Consider the following 17561-nt stretch of genomic DNA (forward strand, 5'->3'; position numbering starts at 1 on the left):
ACAGGCCAAGTGAAATACGCATTCGAAATGACCCCATGGAACAGGCGCGCTCCGTCTCTGCCGTCCACCACAGGGAGGGCGTTGCACGAACCGCAATTGTCGCGCCCAAGTGGGCTCGTTGCTTACGCTATTGAGGAATTGCTGCTACTCAGCGATGCGCTGGCCCGGCTTCGGTTTGCGGATGAGGCTACCCTGCCATCAAAACATCGACCACAAAGAGATTGTGACAACGCGGGATCATTTGCGAACCCATGGGCGATGCAGGCCCTTATACGGAGATGGAGAGCACTACAAAGGGCCTGCAAATCTGATCTCAGCCCTAAGGTAGGCAAATAGGCGAATGCGAAAATTACCCTTTGATACCGTTCTGATCGCCAATAGAGGCGAGATTGCCGTACGCGTCATCAAGACCCTGCGCGAGCTTGAATTGCGCTCCGCAATTGTCTACCACGCTCTCGATGCGGGAGCGCCGGCCGTCTCAATGGCCGACACGGCGATTGCTGTGAGCGGTCGCACGCCAGTCGCAGCCTATCTTGATACCGCACAAATCATCGCTGCCGCCCGCGAGGCGAACGCCGGGGCGATTCACCCAGGCTATGGGTTCCTTGCAGAGAATGCGGACTTCGCAAGGGCAGTGGTCGAGTCTGGGTTCACTTTCGTCGGGCCTACTCCTGAGAGCATCCAATTGATGGGTGACAAGATTCGGGCCCGCAACTTCGCTCAGCGGAACGGGATTCCGGTCGTGCATTCAGCGATCGAAGAAGATGACCCTGCCTCGTTCATTATGAGGGCGCGATCCATTGGAGCGCCTTTGCTGGTAAAAGCATCAGCCGGCGGCGGCGGCAAGGGCATGCGGATCGCCCGCGACCTCGACACCTTGGAAGACGCCATTGCGGAGGCACGCAGTGAGGCGCAGCGCTACTTCGGGGATGGCCGGCTCTACATCGAACGATATATCGAAAAGTTACGGCATATCGAAGTGCAGGTGCTCGGCGACTCCTTCGGAAGCGTCGTTCATTTGTTCGAGCGGGAATGCTCGGTTCAGCGCAGATTTCAGAAGGTCATTGAGGAGGCGCCCGCGTCAACGATTTCCCCGCGGTTGCGCCAGAGAATCTGCGAAGCTGCCGTTCGCATCGCTCGAGCCGCCAACTATCGAAATGCAGGAACTGTGGAATTCATCGTGGATGGAGGAGATTTCTATTTCCTCGAGATGAATACGCGCCTGCAGGTGGAACATCCCGTCACCGAAATGATCACTGGCATCGATATTGTTGCCGAACAGCTCTATCTCGCCGGGGGCCATGAGCTTAGATTTTCACAGTCAGATATCGTGTCGAAAGGACACGCGATCGAAGCGAGGATGTGTGCTGAAGCTCCTGAACGCGGCTTTTCTCCTACGACGGGGAAGGTACTGGTGCTCGAGTATCCCGGCGGTCCAGGCCTACGGATCGACACTGGCATCTCGCAGGGTCAGCAGATAACGACAGCCTTTGATTCCTTGTTGGCGAAGGTGATCGTACATGCGGACACGCGTAATGAAGCTGCGCTGAAGGTCGAACGCGTGATGCGGGAGCTGGTGCTCCTCGGCTGCGAAACAAACGCGAGCTTTCTAACGCGCGTCCTTGCCGACGAGCAATTTTTAAGCGGACAGGTCCATACTGGATATCTTGACGAAAATCCGCAGTTGGCCGCTGGCGACTCCCCGTCCGACTTGTCGACCTTCCTAGCCGCCGCCGCTCTACTGACGAGGCCAGTGTGCGATTCGGCAGATGCCGTACCTGAGCTTCACGCCTCGCTCGGCGGCTGGAGAAACGCGTGAACCACGTTTTTGAGCTTGAAGGTGTAGATTATCAGTTGTGGCTTTCACGTTGTCAGCAGGGGTATCGCCTGCATTTGGGGGGCGAAATACTCGTACCGCTCGACTTCACCCATCAAGGCGACGGTAGCGGCATTCTTACCATTGCCGACTCAAACGAGCCGGTAAGGTTTGCGATCGATGGCGACACTATTCATCTGCATATTCGCGGCAGGACGCGCGTTCTGCGCTACCGAGACCCATTGTTAGCCCATTCGCTCGTGAAAAAGGATGCAGGTCTTCTTGTGGCGCGCGCGCCGATGCCAGGCGTGGTGGTTAAAACGTCGGTTTTGCCCGGCGACCAAATTTCCGCAGGCTCCGCGCTGATGGTGATCGAGAGCATGAAGCTGGAAAGCGTCATACGCGCGCCACAGGACGGGGTGGTCGACCGAATTCATTTTAGCGAAGGCGAGAGCTTCAAGCATGGCGCGGTACTAGTTACGATCAAAGAGGAAGGGCATTGAGATGCAGCGCATCGCTTCTCTTGTCGACGTGAACTCGCAAGAATTTCACCTCAACGAGCTCCACAACAGAAGACTTGCGGCCGAATTAAACGAGCGCCAGCGTGCGGTCCGCTTCGACCGTCCCGAGCGCGACCGCGAGCGCCTGCGGCGACAAAACAAGCATTTTGTTCGCGACCGGGTGGAGGCTTTGCTTGATCCCGAAACGCCTTTCCTCGAACTTTCGACACTGGCCGCGAACGAGGCTTACAACGGGGGTGTGGCCAGCGCAGCGCAAGTCGTCGGCATCGGCATCGTTGCGGGACGCGAGGTGATCGTTCACGCAGATGACCCGAGCGTGAAGGGTGGAGCATGGTATCCGCTGTCAGTCAAAAAGATCGTCCGATCCCTGGATATAGCAATCGAGAACCGTCTGCCCGTCGTTCATCTTTGCGACTGTGGCGGTGGATTTCTTCCTCTGCAGGCGGAACTCTTCGCGGATCGCCACCACGCGGGCAGAATCTTCCGCAACCAATCCATTCTCTCGAAGATGGGCGTGCCGCAGGTCGCCCTCGTGATGGGACATTGCATCGCGGGAGGAGCTTTCGTTCCTGCGCTTAGCGAGTACAACATTATCGTCCAAGGAAGCGGAGCGATATTTCTCGGCGGTCCATCGGTTGTAAAAGTTGCGACTGGCCAGCACGTGTCTGTCGACGAGCTCGGCGGTGCTGACATGCAAACCACGGTATCGGGAACGGCCGACTATATCGCGCATTCAGAGATGCACGCGATTGCGATTGCCCGCGACTTAGTCGGTCGTATCAATCGTCCTGAAAAAATCTCCATCGATCGAGTCGCTCCCGAGCCGCCCGCTTATGATGCATCTGAGCTATACGGTATAATTCCAAGAGATCCTCGAGTGCACTTTGATATGCGGGAGATTCTCGCGCGCTTGGTCGATGGCAGCAGGTTCCATGAATACCAACCGCTCTACGGGCGAACTCTGGTATGCGGGTTCGCGCGCCTTCATGGATACCAAATCGGTGTTCTGGCGAATAACGGCGTGCTATTCGATGACAGTGCGTTGAAGGGCGCTCACTTCATCCAGTTGTGCGACATGAATCGGACGCCGCTGTTCTTCTTGCAGAACATCACCGGCTTCATGGTGGGCAGCGAATATGAGCGGCGTGGCATCACCAAAAATGCCGCCAAGCTACTCATGGCCGTGTCTGGAGCGGCGGTGCCCAAATTCACGGTCATTTGTAATCATTCTCACGGTGGGGGAACATTCGCCATGGCAGGGCGCGCTTTCGATCCGCGTTTTCTGTTCACCTGGCCGCAGGCTCAGATTTCAGCCATGGGTGCCGATGAAGCGACGCGAGTGCTTACGGATGTGAAGGCAAAGCAAATGGCGGCCGATGGTAGGCGCTTATCGGCGGAGGAGTACGAAGTCACGAGACAGTCGATTTTGGAAGAGTATAGGGAGCGATCAAGCGCTTACTATGCAACGTCTGAAATCTGGGACGACGGGATTCTTGATCCCGTCGACACCAGAAACGCGCTGGCAATCGCCTTGAGCGCCTCGCTCAATGCTCCCACTGAGACGCCACATTATGGCATCTTTAGGATGTAGTGCGGCTCCCCCTCTCGGCCTTCCTTCTGATCGAAAAATATGCGCTGACGATTACAATGGATCTCTGCACACTGATTGACCGCAATGCGGCGGTTGCTCCAAACAAGGCCGCAATTCATTTCGAGGGTGCAACGCTAAGCTACGCCGCGTTACGCGGATCTATCGAGCAAGCCGCCCGTGCCCTGAACAAAGAGCTGAGAGTCACTAAAGGCGACCGAGTCGCCATCCTCAGCCTGAACCGGCCCGAGTATCTAATTCTTCTCTATGCCTGTGCGCGTCTTGGCGCAATTATGCTGCCTTTGAACTGGCGGCTCGCGCCGGCTGAGCAGCTCTTCATCTTGTCCAATGCCGGAGCAAGGGTATTGGTTGTCGAGCAGGAGTTCAACAGCCTTCTGCCGCATCTGGCACACACACTGCCCGACACCTCAGTCGTCGGTTTGGACTTCACGCCCCCTCGCGGGAGCACATGGGGTAACCTGTTGGCCCAAGGCAGCGGCGATGGCGGTAACTCACATGCTGACTTGAGCTGCCCGCTTCTGATCGTCTACACTTCTGGCACTACCGGGCGGCCCAAAGGCGCGGTCCTCCGACAAGAAGCTTTGCTCTGGAACGGGGTGATGAGCCAGCACATGCATGCTCTGACGTCGGAAGATCATGTGTTGTCGGTACTACCGTTCTTTCACGTGGGTGGGCTCAACATTCAGACCACTCCGGCTTTGCAACATGGTGCGACGGTCACTATCCATTCCCGATTTGCGGCAGGTGCGACACTTACTGCATTTGAGCGCGATCGGCCAACACTAACGGCATTGGTTCCGACGGCCATCCAAACATTGACTGACCACGACGCGTGGTGGACGGCAGACCTGTACTCACTGAAGGCCGTTTCAACGGGCTCAACGATTGTGTCCCAGGCCCTGATCGAGCGCGTTACCGCGCGAGGGGTACCGGTCCTTCAAGTGTATGGCTCCACAGAAACCTGCCCCATCGCCATCTACACGAGGCTTGGGGGTGATCTCTCACGCTGCGGGTCTATTGGCCTGCCGGGTCTATGCTGTGAGGCGATGATCATTGATGACGCCGGCAAGGAGTTGCCGGCGGGTGCCCCAGGCGAAATCGCAGTGCGCGGCCCGAATGTCTTCTGTGAATACTGGGGCGATCATCAAGCGACCCGCGAGGCACTGTGTGACGGCTGGTATCGCACTGGTGACATCGGGTACCGGGATGCCAGCGGTCACTATTGGGTTCGCGATCGCAAAAAGAACCTCATTATTTCCGGCGGAGAAAACATCTATCCAGCCGAAGTCGAGCGTGTGCTCGGGGAGCACCCTGATGTCAAGGAATGCGCCGTTGTCGGTCGGCATGATTCGCACTGGGGCGAGGTGCCGGTCGCCTACGTGGTCAGGCGGGTGGGGGCACGGATCGAAGCGGAAGCATTGGCCGCGCATGTGCAGTCGCAGGTCGCTCGCTTCAAGGTCCCGCGGGAGTTCATTTTCACGAGGGAATTGCCGCGAACAGCCTTGGGCAAGATTCAGTACTCGATTTTGAAAGAGCTTCAAGCGCGGTCCCCCAATTCCGAGAATTAACCGCCCCCTTGTTCCGAGATGATGCCGTCCCCGGATTGGGGTGTTTATCCGGGTGTCCTGCTGATTGAGACGTTCGTCCTTTGAAAGGAAGGAACGGGATGCCAGCGGAGAGACTAAAGATGCGGCGTGTCCGCGAGATTCTGAGATACAGATTTGAGCTAGGGCTCGGCCCAAGTCGATTGCGGCGCGCGTTGGTGCGGTCCCGGCGGTAGCAATCGGGGGGTTACTCTTGTTTTCACTGCGTTAAGTTTACGCTGCCTCCATGAACGCTCCATAAAGCCTCCACGGGACCTGAACCTACTCAATACATACAGGCGCCAATGATGACTTGTGCCGACGAGACCAACGAAGGGGACATCCTCCGGATCTTAATCGGAAAGATTGAACGAAACTCTGAAGATTGGCTTCTCGTGACAATGCAAGAACTCTTCGGTCCACACTACGAGTACGCCGGCCTTCAAATGTGCCCAGCGCACGGCCGCGCTCCGCAGAGCTTCGTCGGCTTACGGTTCGCTCGCCCATGCGAGACGTCGCGCCGAGTTTCCGCTTTCCGTCCGTGGGATGCTGCAGAGGGCGATGTCACGTTATCAGCCTATGCGACGGAATGGCGCTTCAATATCGAGCAAAAGGTATTTTCATGAACAGTCATGCTCAACCTCTCTATAAAGGTATCGAAGCGCCTGATCGCTATACGCACCATCACTTCGATCGATCTATCACCGGTGACATCAAGGCTCTTGCGACTGACAATTGGCATGGCCCATTTTACATCGTTAAGGACTATGCGGTGATCGCTACCCTTGTGTGGCTGGTGGTTGATGTAAGCTGGTGGTTTTATCCTCTCGCGGTAATCATGATCGGCGCGCATCAAAGGGGCATTTCCACCATTTTGCACGATTCCGCGCATGGCGTTCTGACAAAGAATCGCTTGCTGAACTTCCTGCTCGGCACGTGGCCAACCGCCTGGCCGATCTTTCAGCGCCACTTTGCCTACAAGGAGTCTCATGTCCATAGTCATCACCCCTTCCTTGGCAGAGCCGACGCCGATCCCGACCTAGAGTTCTTTATAAAGGAAGGCGTATTCACGCCGCGGACGGATCGTTCCTTTATCTGGAAGATCATTGTTCTTCCGTTACTCGGATCGAAGACCTACGCTTATTTCAGGTATCTGGTACGTAACAGATACCAGGTAATTGTCGCTTCCCTTTCCGGCAAGGAGAGCGCTACGCGAGTTCAGCGTGGAGAAGGGTGGCGCTGTGAATTCGATCGCTGGGGCTTCTATGCATTCTGGGCGTCTATTGCCGCGGCCGGTCTGGTCTCCGGCTATTTCCTGGAATTCCTCCTGCTCTGGGTCGTTCCCTACGTCACCTCATTCCATATCATCGGATGGTTCATCGAGATGTCTGAGCACTGCAGCTCCATCGACAACCAGCACGTCAACCTTCATATGGCGCGAAACCGGCAAAGCCGGAACATCGAGAAGTGGCTGACGGGGATCAACAACGACAACTATCATCTCGATCATCACCTCGATCCGACCACCCCATTCTGGCGTCTACCTGAGGCGCACGCCATCCGCATGCGCGATCTCGAATATGCGGCGCACTGCTCCGAGACAGGCGGGATATTTCAGTCTGGCCCAAATGGTGAACCTTCCATTCTGATGCTGATCAAAGACCAGAATCGGAAGCGCTTTATCGAAAGCGCGCTGTTGCCGGCCTAAACGCCAATTCTCGAGAAGAACAGATTTCCGGAGACAACCAATGCCGACCAAAACCCAGAGAAATATCGCCACAACACAACCCGTTCCGGCGCCGGCGCTGCACGTTGAGACGGCGGTGCTTCACGGTAGCTATCGTTACGATCCGACAACACTCGCGACGACTGTGCCGATCTACCTCTCGAATGCCTATGCTTTTGAATCTATTGATCACGCATCAGACGTATTTGATCTGCGAAGAGAGGGACGCACCTATTCGCGGTTGATGAACCCGACGACGGATATACTCGAGCAACGCATTGCTTCTCTGGAGGGCGGCGTCGCGGCTTTGGCGACGTCGTCGGGCCAGGCCGCGATTATGCTCGCCATTTTGAATATTGCGGTGGCGGGCGACAACATTGTGAGTTCCGCTCATCTATATGGCGGGACAATCAATCTGCTTTCTAGTACCTTTCAAAGGCTCGGGATCGAAACGCGTTTCGTCGATCCGGGCGATCCTACACGTTTCCGCGAAGCCTCAGACGACCGTACGCGTTGTTGGTTTGCCGAAGCATTGCCCAATCCGAAACTCACACCTTTCCCGATCGTGGAGGTCGGCGCGATTGCACATGAAATGGGCATTCTGCTCATCATCGACAACACCATGACCCCTCTCATCACACGCCCGCTTGAGCTCGGCGCGCATGTGACCTTGCACTCCACGTCAAAATACATCTGCGGCCACGGCACCACGATTGGTGGGGTCGTCGTGGATGGCGGCACCTTTGATTGGGACGCCTGTTCCGAACGATTTCCGTTGATGACCCGCCCTGATGTCTCCCATGGCAATATCCGTTGGCTCGAAGCTGCGCGTGATCTGCCCGGTCCCTATGGAGCCAGCCCTTTCCTGCTCAAGATGCGCAATACGCTCATGCGTGACTTTGGCCCCTGTCCATCACCATTCGCATCGTTTCTCTGCATCCAGGGCCTGGAGACGCTGCCATTGCGGATGCCGCGACATTGCTCCAATGCCCGCCGCGTCGCTGAATATCTCAAGGAGCATCGGAACGTCCTCGACGTGACCTATCCGAGTCTTGGCGGAACGCTGGAACGACGTCGTGCCGAGCAAAACATGGGCGACCATGGCGGCCCGATGATCGTTTTCGAGATCGCCGGCGGTATCGATGCCGGCCGCCGGTTTATCGAGCGCCTACAACTCGTCTACCATGTTGCAAACATCGGCGATGCGAGGACACTCGCCACGCATCCGGCCTCCACGACGCATGCGTCAGTGCCGCAAGCAGCGCGCCTGGCTTCCGGCGTGCGCGACGGGACGATTCGGATTTCCGTCGGGCTTGAACATGTCGACGATATCCTTGCTGATATCGGTCAAGCCCTTGAAGAGGCCTGACATAGTGGCCGCTATGGCAGAAGACAGCCCGGCAATCGTTGGTGTCGTTTGCGATCGCCAGACGGTCGACGGCGTTGATTATGATGTGGTGCGCGCCCGTTATCTTGAAGCGTTGCACCTCACCGCTGGCGTCGTGCCAGTCCTGATCCCAGGGGGACTTGCCGACAAAGAGTTGCGGACCTGCCTGTTGGCCCTCAATGGATTGCTCCTGACCGGCGCGGCGTCAAATGTATCACCTTCACGATACGGGGGTCCGATGGCTTGCGCCAGCACGCTCGATCTTGATCGCGACAGGACGAGCATCGCTGCGATCGAGATTGCTTTGTCGCTGGGCGTCCCCTTGTTCGGAATCTGCCGTGGGCTGCAGGAACTCAATGTTGCACTTGGAGGCACGCTTTCAACCAATATCTCGGAAGGTGAAGGCCGAGGTGTGCATGTTGAAGATCTGTCTCTCGCGCGTGATCTTCAATACGCTCCCTCACATGCAATTGTCGCTGAAGGTAGCGGCCATATCGCGGAGTGCATTCGCCGCCTGAAGACAAATTCTGTTTCAGTCAACACACTGCACGAGCAGGGCATTGCACAATTGGCGGATGGTCTTGCTGTCGATGCGCGGTGCGTGGACGGCGTCATCGAAGCCGTATCGGTAAAGGAAGCAACGACATTTGCCGCAGCTGTGCAATGGCATCCTGAATGGTTTCACGTCGAGGATCCGCTCAGCGGTGAAATCTTCCGCGCCTTCGGTGAGGCGTGCCACTTGCATGTGAAAAGAAAGATGTTACAGCCGTGAAAAGTACTTGTCCTTCGCCAGTTGCCGGCGCTGCTTTCGCCCTTTTTGCGGCTCTTTCAAATGGAACCGTCGGTGTACTGTCCCGCTTCGCCTTCAATGAAGGTCTCGATCACACGGCCGTCGCGTTCTGGCGTTGCGGTATCGCGCTTTCGCTGATTTCGATCATCGTTCTCTGGAAAGCTGGGGGTCTGGCCCGATTAACTGCCGCTTTCGCGGGGTCGTGGAAAATTGCGGTTTGCTCCGCACTTGGCATCTTTACGCTTTATCATTTTGAAACCAGCGCCTTCGCTTATGCGCCGATCCCGCTTGTCGCCATCCTAGTTTTTGCCGGTGGGCTTGGCGCAATCGCGCTCGACATTATCATCCTGAAGGAAAGAGTAACGATGGGGAAGGCGTTTGCCATGGTTATGGTCGTTCTCGGCGGTTTCTTCCTGATCTCTGGCGACGGGCTGGAAACGGGAAGCTCGATGGGCGTCACTCTCGCCCTCATTGCCGGCCTGGGTTATGCCAGCTTCATCTTCGCATGGAAATTCTTCAAACTCCGCTCTTCCTTGGAAAATTTGTGGTTGTTCCTGGCGTATGGACTGGTCATGCTCGCCGTGCCCTATTTCTGGAGCGGTGCACAAATCCCATCAGCAAACGCTTTGCCGAGCCTGTTGTCGCTTGGCGTTATTCCGTCTTTTTGCGGCTTTTACTGCACGATCCTCGCCCTGCGGCATATCGAAGCGTACAAAACACAGGTCATCGAATCGAGCGAGCCGTTCTTTTCCGCGCTCTTTGCCGCCATGTTCTTCGGCGAATGGCTGACAGGTTCAGGAATGTGTGCGTCCCTAGCTATCATTCTTGGTGCGTTAATCACGTCAACGCCTGATCGTCGTTGGCGTCCCCACACAGTTACGTGCAATCGGCGAAAGAGAGTAACGTGACAACACCAACGACGCATCTTCGATGACGCTAAAAAGTTCGGTTTGAACGCGGGTGTTACTGTTCCCTTCCGCGGGCAGGCGGGCATTGTCCTCGACAATGAGTTTTGTGCAAAAAGAAGCGAGTGAAATGAAGGACTTTGAAATCAACCACCTCCAATCGGCCGCCTGGGTATTTCATTTGAAGGTCGTGAACACCTTAGACTGCAACGGCGACTATCCCGGCCTGACTGGGCGTGAAAAGGAGTGTCTTTCATGAGTCGCAAAAGGAAAGTCGTCTTGGGACATCTCAGCGATACTCGGAATTTCCTTAAATACAATCAATTATCAATCAAAAACGGCATAAGGAAAATGAAGACCCGGGACAGAATAGTTGAGGTGTTGAGAGCGGCAAGATTTGGATTTGATTGAGGTTCCGCCGTAACCGCAAACAAACGGCGGCTGCAGCGATTCGCGTTCACGATTTGACGCGACGCGTCTCGATGGTGTTGTCACGTTAAGTTTCTCTGGCTGGAAAGGTCAGCGGCTCGTGGTTATTCAGGCGACACAGGACGCAATTCTCCATGCATCGAAAGCTTCGAGCCGACGGTAGCGTATTGTTTGCCCGGCGCGGCGACGGGACGGAACTGAAAAAGCAATTGCGGGTCGCTGAGTGCATGGAGACGAACCGTTGCAACGTGCCTGGTGATCGGTGGCCTTGCGTGGTTCGTTCCCGTTTTCGAAACGGCAGATGGCTGTCTCGGCCCCGATTATTGAGGCCCTGTCCGACCAATGGTCAAGGCCGGGTGCTACTTTCGCCTTCACACCAGACAGCGACGCGCCGAAGATGGCGGCCGAGCGGAGTAGGCCTCGATTGCATATGCACCATAGCGTCAATGCCGTCGGCAGTGGGGTACGGCGGCATGCTGAGCGTCAGTTCGGGATAGATGATCGCCTACTGCTGGATGAGGGCGCGAGAACACGACTTTCTTTTCGGCGTTCGGTGTCGCCACGATTACGATCGGCGTCACTTCATATCCGGTGCTTGCCGTGGTTGGCACCCGCAAAAGCGGCAGCCGCTTGCCGGCGGCAAGATAGACACCATAGATATCATCGAGCCTACCCGGGGTTTTCGCGAGATAGACGAGGAGCTTTGCCGTATGCAGCGCGCTGCCGCCGCCGATCGATAGGACGGCGTCGATGCCGCGCTCGCGGCAAAATCCTGCCGCCGCTTCGATGATATGCGATGGCGGTGGGCGACCACGCCGTCGAACACGGTGAGCGCGATATCCAGCGGGAATATACCATCAACCAATGCCGAAGAGCGGTATTAAGCAATGCTGGACGAAGCAGCCATGGCCGCATCACTTGAACGAAATGGTCCCGAGTAAATCCGGCGCGGTTCAACCTCACGAAAATGCGGGATATTGTTGCGATACCTCATTTACTAGTTTTCCTCTGCTGATGTGATCTTCTTGCTGCCGTCGAGCGCACGTGGATGCGCAAAATACGTGAGCTCACCTGCTTAGCCCCGGGATTCGGAACTCGCCTTTCCTGCAGTCGTCGAGCGCGAAGCCATCGAGACATAGAACGGCGCGCGGCCCCAAACCTCGAAAATGATGTCCATTATCTCTGCATTGGCGGAATTCAGCGATTTCATCGCTTGCTCGTACGACGATCGGCCTACCGCTCCGCTTGAGAGGTCATACAATGATTGGCCTTTGTCCCGCGCTTGCCGGATCGCGTCCGACTCCCAGACGGTTGCTGTCAACAGATCATCCCCCAAAGCTTCCCGTAACATTGCGATTGACTTCTGCTGTGAGACGTCACGCGGATCGTGCCTTGTCACCAGATATTTGAAGAAATCATGTTTTACGGGCCTTCCAGACTTTTCGATCAAGGAGACGAAATGCGTGAAAGAGTAGAGGGCCGAGGTCATTGACACGATCTCAGGCATCTCAGGGCGGACCGTCACAAGAACGCCGGTTGCTGCTTCATATGCACCCGCGGTCAGAAAGCCTCCATCTCCGCAGGCGAGAACGACCACGTCATAATCCGCCTCAACTTCTTTAAGCGCAGACACCATCCTGATGCTAGCGTCCGGGTACCTCAATTTCTCGCTACGGAAGCGCCGGCCGCACTCCTCTTCAAAAAAAGAGAGTTCGGCAGAGCCCGGAACGAGATCAAGACCATCAAAAAGGGTGGGTTGGATTGCGGACCGCATACTTTCCTGATCCTCATCAAAGCGTATCGCCGCATAGATGCTCGCATTGTGGACTGGATAACCAAAGTAGTAAAAACCGAACATCCTAGATAATGAGCCGTGCGAATCGAGATCTATAGCGAGAACGCGGAAACCTTGAAGTGCAAGGCCTTGAGCCAAATAAAACGATGTGGTGGTGCTTGCGGGACCGGCGACTACCGAGATGATCTGCAGCTTATCACCCTCGCGTCGCCGCGGGCAAAACCTCAAAGCCTCTTTCGGACGGGCTGAAGCGAGATAATTGCGGAGTTCATTGATCTGTACAAGTGTATAGGAGCGTCGTCCTGCGGTCCCAAGCTCGGGTGTCGGGCCTTGTCCATCAATTGACAACTGGCGCAGATAGCTACCCGACACGCCGAGAATCTCAGCGACCTCGCCCAACGAGAACGAGCGCAAGATCCTGAGGTCTGGAAGTGGTGCTCTGGCAGCCACGCCCTGCGCCTTTATGGAAGCCCAAATACTATCGCTATGGCGCCGAACGCGCTTCACTATACGCTCTTCATCGTCTGGTTTCTCGGATTGTGGCATAAATAACCTCGTGACGGGTTTTGTGATGAATGACGGTTCTATTACGACCTTAGGTAGGCAGCAGTCAATATGCTTCGCCTCATCGCCCTATCGAGGCGGCCTTGCGTCAGCCTCATCTGATGTAGTTGTATTGGTCCTCTTCGTGAGAGCGCAGCGAAGCATTTCCTCGGCGACCCGCTCCGGGCTCGGGCGTGGGTCAGACTTCGACCGGACGTATGTTCCTCAATCGCGGCGGGCCTTCGCAGGTGAAGCAATCGATCCAGCGCGCTGACGGTTCTGCGCAACGGCATGACCGATTATGCAAAGACACTGAGCGGCGTGACGCTGCAGGTCGAAGGCGCACAGAACGACGTTTCCAAGCAGCGGAGCCAGATCCAGAATTTCATCGCCTCCAAGGTCGATGCAATCATCGTCAACCCTGTCGATACCGATGCGACCACGGCAATGTCGAAGCTCGCGGCCGATGCCGGCATTCCGCTGGTTTACGTCAACCGCCAGCCGGTCAACGTCGACACGCTGCCGGAGAAGCAGGCTTTCGTTGCATCCAACGAGCAGGAAATCCGGCACGCTGGAAACCAAGGAAATCTGCCGTATTCTCGGCGGCAAGGGCAAGGCTGTCGTCATCATGGGCGAGCTCTCCAACCAGGCTGCGCGCATGCGGACCCAGGACGTCCATGACGTCATCAAGACCGATGAGTGCAAAGGCATCGAGTTCGACGCCGTGATCTCCAATAACGACGAAATGGCGATCGGTGCCATCCAGGCGCTGAAGGCAGCCGGCAAGGATATGAGCAAGGTCGTCGTCGGCGGCGTTGACGCCACGCAGGACGCGCTTGCCGCCATGCAGGCGGGTGATCTCGACGTTACCGTGTTCCAGGATGCCGCCGGACAGGGCAAGGGCTCGCTCGATGCAGCGCTCAAGCTCGCCAAGGGCGAAAAGATCGAGAAGAAGGTCTACATCCCTTCCAGCTCGTCACGCCTGCCAACGTCAAGGACTTCGTCACCAAGAACTGAGGCGAACGCCACACTGGATGCGGGTTTGCCCGCGTCCTCTTTTCGGGCGATCGAAGTTCCTCAAATCCTTAAAGATGAAGGGCCCTTGAGCTCAGGCTGCTGCGCTTGATCCCTATGCGCCTTTCTTAGGCGATCTCTTCATGACGACGGCCGATCAACAGCGCCCGGCAGGTTTCTCACAGGCTCTGGCTGAATCTGCGGCCCATGAGCTTATCACCCCGAGGCAACTCTCGAATTGTTTGTCCATCGTTCTCCGCTTAGGAATGTTCAGTGCAATACCCCCCCATGAGCTTCCCTACCGGGGCCTAGCGCTCCTGCCAGATCGGAAGCTGCTTGTGGGCCGCCGCGAGTTTGCGCCGCAGTTGAGAGCGGGTTTACCTCTCGTCGACTGCCGTGCAAGGGTTGTCCGTCCTTCATCTCGTTAGACCTATACTTCGTCGCACAAACTGATAGAAAGAGCGCCCGCTGAATTCGAAGAAACTATCCCTTGCCGGAGGCGGTCGGCAGCGGTGGAACTAGAAAACGGATGCACTGTTTCCGGTCGCCAAAGGAGCCTTAAACGACATGAACAGGGTCTCGAAGATTGAGAAATCCCCAGTTGCCCCGTCCGTTGGCGCTCTGCTTGAAGAAGCTCGTCTGACTCGCGGCTATTCGCTGGACGACGTCGCAGAAACCACTGGTCTGACTGTGGCAGAGGTGACAGCTCTGGAGAATGACGCGGATTTCGACGCGTCGAGGATTCGAAGGACCGCATCCGCTCTGGGGATCTTGGAAAAGATACAAGATGTGCCGCGCAGACATCATTGAACAGCTTCTTCCACGGCTGCACCTTTTTGAAGGAAGGTGGGTGCAGCAACTCACGGTCGCGATTCTAAGGGATGCTGTTCAACTCGGGCACAGTTTTCAAGGGCAGGGCAGGGAACCTCGGCTGTGATGTTCGACAACCAGTTTCGTCAAGGCGAATGGCGCGGCTGGCGCAGTTCTTTCGCTCGTAAATTCGGCGTGATCGGGTGCAGCTCGATTCCAAGATTCAGCAGTCTCTTTGAAAACTTCGTGCGTATCCGCTGTATGATCTCGTTGGGTTTTGCATCGGTTTGGCCCATCGAAAACGCAACACGCGGTTCACCGGGTGGCTTGTCCAAGTTACGCTAGACGATCAACCGGAAGGACAAATAAAACATGCAACTGAGTCCCCCGCCCCCCGTCGAGTCAGCGCTGAACGCTATTGGCAATACACCGGTCATACGTCTGCGTCGCGTCGTACCGGAAGGGCGCGCTCAAGTCTTTCTGAAGCTCGAGTATTTCAACCCGACAGGCTCGTATAAAGACCGCATGGCAAAATCCATCATAGAAGAGGCTGAGCGCCGCGGAGACTTGAAGCCAGGAATGACAGTCGTCGAGGCGAGTGGGGGAAGCACTGGGTCCTCGCTCGCCTTCGTTTGCGCAGTGAAAGGCTATCAGCTCATTGTGGCTTCTTCTAACGCCTTTGCAATGGAGAAGTTGCGTACCATGCGCGGCTTTGGCGCAACCGTTGATCTGATCCACAGCTCGTCCAGCGAAATTTCGGCCGATCTAATTCCGTCTATGATCCGTCACGCCCAGGAGGTCTCCGCCCGATCGGACTGCTATTATTCGGACCAGTTTAACAATCGCGACGCCTTGATAGGCTACGAGGAAATCGGCCGCGAGTTGGTCACACAATTTCCAGACGGTATCGACGCCTTCTGTGGCGCAGTTGGTGTGGCCGGAATGACAATGGGAGTGGCAAGGATTCTTAAGTCGCGCTCAGCGTCGGTTCGCATCGTGGTTCTGGAGCCGGCCTCTTCACCTGTCATATCGGAGGGGTGGGCCGGAACTCACCATGTCGAGGGGATAGGGGTAGGCTTCGTTCCGCCTTTGCTCGATCACCATCTGTATGACGAAGCGCGCAGCATTCCGGAAGAAGAAGCACGTACTATGTGCCACCAGCTGGCACGGGAGGAAGGATTGTTGGTCGGCACGTCCACAGGCCTCAACGTCACTGCGGCGATTTGTCTGGCCAAGGAATTGGGGCAGGGTAAGACGGTCGTCACGGTCGCGAGCGACACCGGCCTAAAGTACATGAGCGGGAAGCTTTTTGCAGATGCCTGACAACGGTCGAGCGACGGCCGGGACGACGCTGGATATCGGGTTGAATGGTCCTGCGCCGCGCGATGGCCTCGGTCGTGGGCCAGCTCGCCCTTGGTGTAGGGGCGCATAATCGTGCGTACGAGCAGATTTCTCCGCCCAGACTCTGTCACGACGATCGCCAATTGTGAACGGGATCGAAGCCCAAGCCTGGCTTGCCCACATTCTCGCCTGCATTGCCTATATGTCCGTCAGAACGCTGATCGGTTGCTTCGGTAGACTTGGTAGTCAACTGCATTGAACTGTCGGGCGGCACAGCTTCGGCCCGATTTATCGGCTGCAAAGACCCAAATGGGCGTAGATGGGTGCCAGTCGATACATAGCGATAGCAAACCGGTCTCCTGGCCGAAACCCATCTACGATAGATTAGTGCCAATGCGGAAATGCAGTCCTTGCCGCCGGGCGACGAGCGTGCCACGTCGATGCCCGCCTTTTAGGTTCATACGCGCTCGCCCCAGTGTGTGACAAAATCCGCCGTAGATTTGACGGCTCTATATTACCCTGTGCTGCTGCTTGCTCGCAAAGTTAGTGAAGCTTCGTGGGCCTTCTGCGATTTATTGTCCGTCAACATTGCGCATCGCCCGCGCGGAGTCGCCCTGCAGCGATATCAGGAGCTGCAATGCTCGATCAGCTAGGCCCGCCGGCACAAAAATATGGTCGTGGTGATATGCAGCCACCATGTTGCACGGTATGCCAGCTTCTGCGAGACAGGCAGCGACGCCCGCCGTGAGGCCGACGCCATCGAGCGCAGAATTCACATTGAGAGTGATCTGGCGCATCGCAAGTGAAGTTTCGAACCCCGCTCCGTGCGCCTCTCCTTTCTCGAGGACGACTGCCAAGCCTTCTCTTTCATGAAATGTCGCGATCGGGTGTAGATTGTGAACTTTGCTCCCTTCATTGGGTAACGAGCAGAACACATACTCGCCGTCGTCGAGCGAGGGCTTCATATTCGACAGCATCTCGAACTTGTCTCGCAACACAGTAGTCATTTTAGCGGTCCCGCTGTCGATAATCATCGTGTCTTAAGGTGGTCAGTCATTGTGTAGGACGGGAACCGGGAGCGAACAAATGAGATTTCCTTAACTGACATAAGGCAGATTGTCGATGTTGGATCGATTCCGTCGCTCAAAGCTTGCGTTGCGAAGGACTTCGACAAGTGCCTGAAGCTGTGATTACAGGTTTTGACCTTGCCCCCAAGTTTTATCCAGTTCTGAGTTCCCTCCAGCGGTTTTTGGTTGCTGTTGTTGGTTCGGTAGCGGCGGGTTGCGGTGCGG

Annotated in this window: 15 protein-coding genes and 2 pseudogenes; 13 read left to right on the top strand and 4 right to left on the bottom strand. The window is 56.3% G+C overall.

Features of this window, described 5'->3' with window-relative positions:
- Positions 1 to 340: 340 nt before the first annotated feature.
- From J2J98_RS27345 to J2J98_RS30910, 10 genes are all read left to right on the top strand, one after another.
- Positions 341 to 1819 carry an acetyl-CoA carboxylase biotin carboxylase subunit gene (locus tag J2J98_RS27345; protein ID WP_207603862.1) on the top strand — a complete coding sequence of 493 codons (1479 nt, stop codon included), beginning with the start codon at positions 341 to 343 and terminating at the stop codon, positions 1817 to 1819.
- Entirely contained in the window at positions 1816 to 2319 is a 504-nt protein-coding gene (locus J2J98_RS30565; RefSeq protein ID WP_221109365.1) for an acyl-CoA carboxylase biotin carboxyl carrier protein subunit, read from the top strand. Before J2J98_RS27345 ends, J2J98_RS30565 begins: the two co-directional genes overlap by 4 nt.
- Position 2320: 1 nt before the next feature.
- On the top strand, positions 2321 to 3928 hold the full coding sequence (locus J2J98_RS27355; protein ID WP_207603863.1) for an acyl-CoA carboxylase subunit beta: 1608 nt from the start codon (positions 2321 to 2323) through the stop codon (positions 3926 to 3928).
- 56 nt (positions 3929 to 3984) lie between these two features.
- Entirely contained in the window at positions 3985 to 5514 is a 1530-nt protein-coding gene (locus J2J98_RS27360; RefSeq protein WP_207603984.1) for a class I adenylate-forming enzyme family protein, read from the top strand.
- 604 nt (positions 5515 to 6118) lie between these two features.
- Positions 6119 to 7237 (top strand): fatty acid desaturase family protein, encoded by a 1119-nt coding sequence (locus J2J98_RS27365; protein WP_207603864.1) that lies wholly within the window; start codon positions 6119 to 6121, stop codon positions 7235 to 7237.
- Positions 7238 to 7277: 40 nt separating this feature from the next.
- Positions 7278 to 8624, top strand: coding sequence for an O-acetylhomoserine aminocarboxypropyltransferase/cysteine synthase family protein (locus J2J98_RS27370; RefSeq protein WP_131702515.1), 1347 nt, complete (start codon positions 7278 to 7280; stop codon positions 8622 to 8624).
- A 13-nt stretch (positions 8625 to 8637) separates the two neighbouring features.
- Positions 8638 to 9414: a gamma-glutamyl-gamma-aminobutyrate hydrolase family protein gene (locus tag J2J98_RS27375; RefSeq protein WP_207603865.1), complete on the top strand. Its 777-nt coding sequence runs from the start codon at positions 8638 to 8640 to the stop codon at positions 9412 to 9414.
- Complete coding sequence (locus J2J98_RS27380) at positions 9411 to 10340, top strand: DMT family transporter (protein WP_207603866.1); 930 nt, start codon at positions 9411 to 9413, stop codon at positions 10338 to 10340. Before J2J98_RS27375 ends, J2J98_RS27380 begins: the two co-directional genes overlap by 4 nt.
- Positions 10341 to 10355: 15 nt before the next feature.
- Entirely contained in the window at positions 10356 to 10466 is a 111-nt protein-coding gene (locus J2J98_RS30905; protein WP_207603985.1) for an autoinducer binding domain-containing protein, read from the top strand.
- Between the two features lie 157 nt (positions 10467 to 10623).
- A complete protein-coding gene (locus tag J2J98_RS30910) occupies positions 10624 to 10683 on the top strand; it encodes a hypothetical protein (RefSeq protein ID WP_168257840.1) in 60 nt (19 codons plus the stop codon).
- Between the two features lie 191 nt (positions 10684 to 10874).
- On the opposite strand, the pseudogene J2J98_RS30570 reads toward J2J98_RS30910, so the two are convergent.
- The 3 genes and pseudogenes from J2J98_RS30570 to repA form a co-directional block, all read right to left on the bottom strand.
- Positions 10875 to 11138, bottom strand: a pseudogene (locus tag J2J98_RS30570) (IS6 family transposase); the annotation flags it as partial.
- Positions 11139 to 11209: 71 nt separating this feature from the next.
- Positions 11210 to 11617: an iron-containing alcohol dehydrogenase gene (locus J2J98_RS27395; protein WP_375337115.1), complete on the bottom strand. Its 408-nt coding sequence runs from the start codon at positions 11615 to 11617 to the stop codon at positions 11210 to 11212.
- A gap of 224 nt (positions 11618 to 11841) precedes the next feature.
- A complete protein-coding gene (gene repA / locus J2J98_RS27400; protein ID WP_207603867.1) occupies positions 11842 to 13107 on the bottom strand; it encodes a plasmid partitioning protein RepA in 1266 nt (421 codons plus the stop codon).
- A 267-nt stretch (positions 13108 to 13374) separates the two neighbouring features.
- On the opposite strand from repA, the pseudogene J2J98_RS27405 reads away from it, so the two are divergent.
- The 3 genes and pseudogenes from J2J98_RS27405 to J2J98_RS27415 all read left to right on the top strand — a co-directional run.
- Positions 13375 to 14121, top strand: a pseudogene (locus J2J98_RS27405) (substrate-binding domain-containing protein); the annotation flags it as partial.
- A 564-nt stretch (positions 14122 to 14685) separates the two neighbouring features.
- A complete protein-coding gene (locus J2J98_RS27410; RefSeq protein WP_207603868.1) occupies positions 14686 to 14928 on the top strand; it encodes a helix-turn-helix domain-containing protein in 243 nt (80 codons plus the stop codon).
- Between the two features lie 372 nt (positions 14929 to 15300).
- Positions 15301 to 16251: a PLP-dependent cysteine synthase family protein gene (locus J2J98_RS27415; protein ID WP_207603869.1), complete on the top strand. Its 951-nt coding sequence runs from the start codon at positions 15301 to 15303 to the stop codon at positions 16249 to 16251.
- A gap of 590 nt (positions 16252 to 16841) precedes the next feature.
- Here the strand turns inward: J2J98_RS27415 and J2J98_RS27420 are convergent.
- Positions 16842 to 17276: an ACT domain-containing protein gene (locus J2J98_RS27420; RefSeq protein WP_207603986.1), complete on the bottom strand. Its 435-nt coding sequence runs from the start codon at positions 17274 to 17276 to the stop codon at positions 16842 to 16844.
- Positions 17277 to 17561: the final 285 nt, after the last annotated feature.

The organism is Rhizobium bangladeshense, from assembly GCF_017357245.1.
Taxonomy (GTDB): domain Bacteria; phylum Pseudomonadota; class Alphaproteobacteria; order Rhizobiales; family Rhizobiaceae; genus Rhizobium; species Rhizobium bangladeshense.

Coding starts and splice junctions, on each gene's coding strand:
- J2J98_RS27375 (WP_207603865.1), top strand. CDS start 8,638: ATGGCAGAAGACAGCCCGGCAATCGTTGGTGTCGTTTGCGATCGCCAG.
- J2J98_RS27360 (WP_207603984.1), top strand. CDS start 3,985: ATGGATCTCTGCACACTGATTGACCGCAATGCGGCGGTTGCTCCAAAC.
- J2J98_RS27355 (WP_207603863.1), top strand. CDS start 2,321: ATGCAGCGCATCGCTTCTCTTGTCGACGTGAACTCGCAAGAATTTCAC.
- J2J98_RS27345 (WP_207603862.1), top strand. CDS start 341: ATGCGAAAATTACCCTTTGATACCGTTCTGATCGCCAATAGAGGCGAG.
- repA (WP_207603867.1), bottom strand. CDS start 13,107: ATGCCACAATCCGAGAAACCAGACGATGAAGAGCGTATAGTGAAGCGC.
- J2J98_RS27420 (WP_207603986.1), bottom strand. CDS start 17,276: ATGACTACTGTGTTGCGAGACAAGTTCGAGATGCTGTCGAATATGAAG.
- J2J98_RS27410 (WP_207603868.1), top strand. CDS start 14,686: ATGAACAGGGTCTCGAAGATTGAGAAATCCCCAGTTGCCCCGTCCGTT.
- J2J98_RS27365 (WP_207603864.1), top strand. CDS start 6,119: ATGGCGCTTCAATATCGAGCAAAAGGTATTTTCATGAACAGTCATGCT.
- J2J98_RS27415 (WP_207603869.1), top strand. CDS start 15,301: ATGCAACTGAGTCCCCCGCCCCCCGTCGAGTCAGCGCTGAACGCTATT.
- J2J98_RS27370 (WP_131702515.1), top strand. CDS start 7,278: ATGCCGACCAAAACCCAGAGAAATATCGCCACAACACAACCCGTTCCG.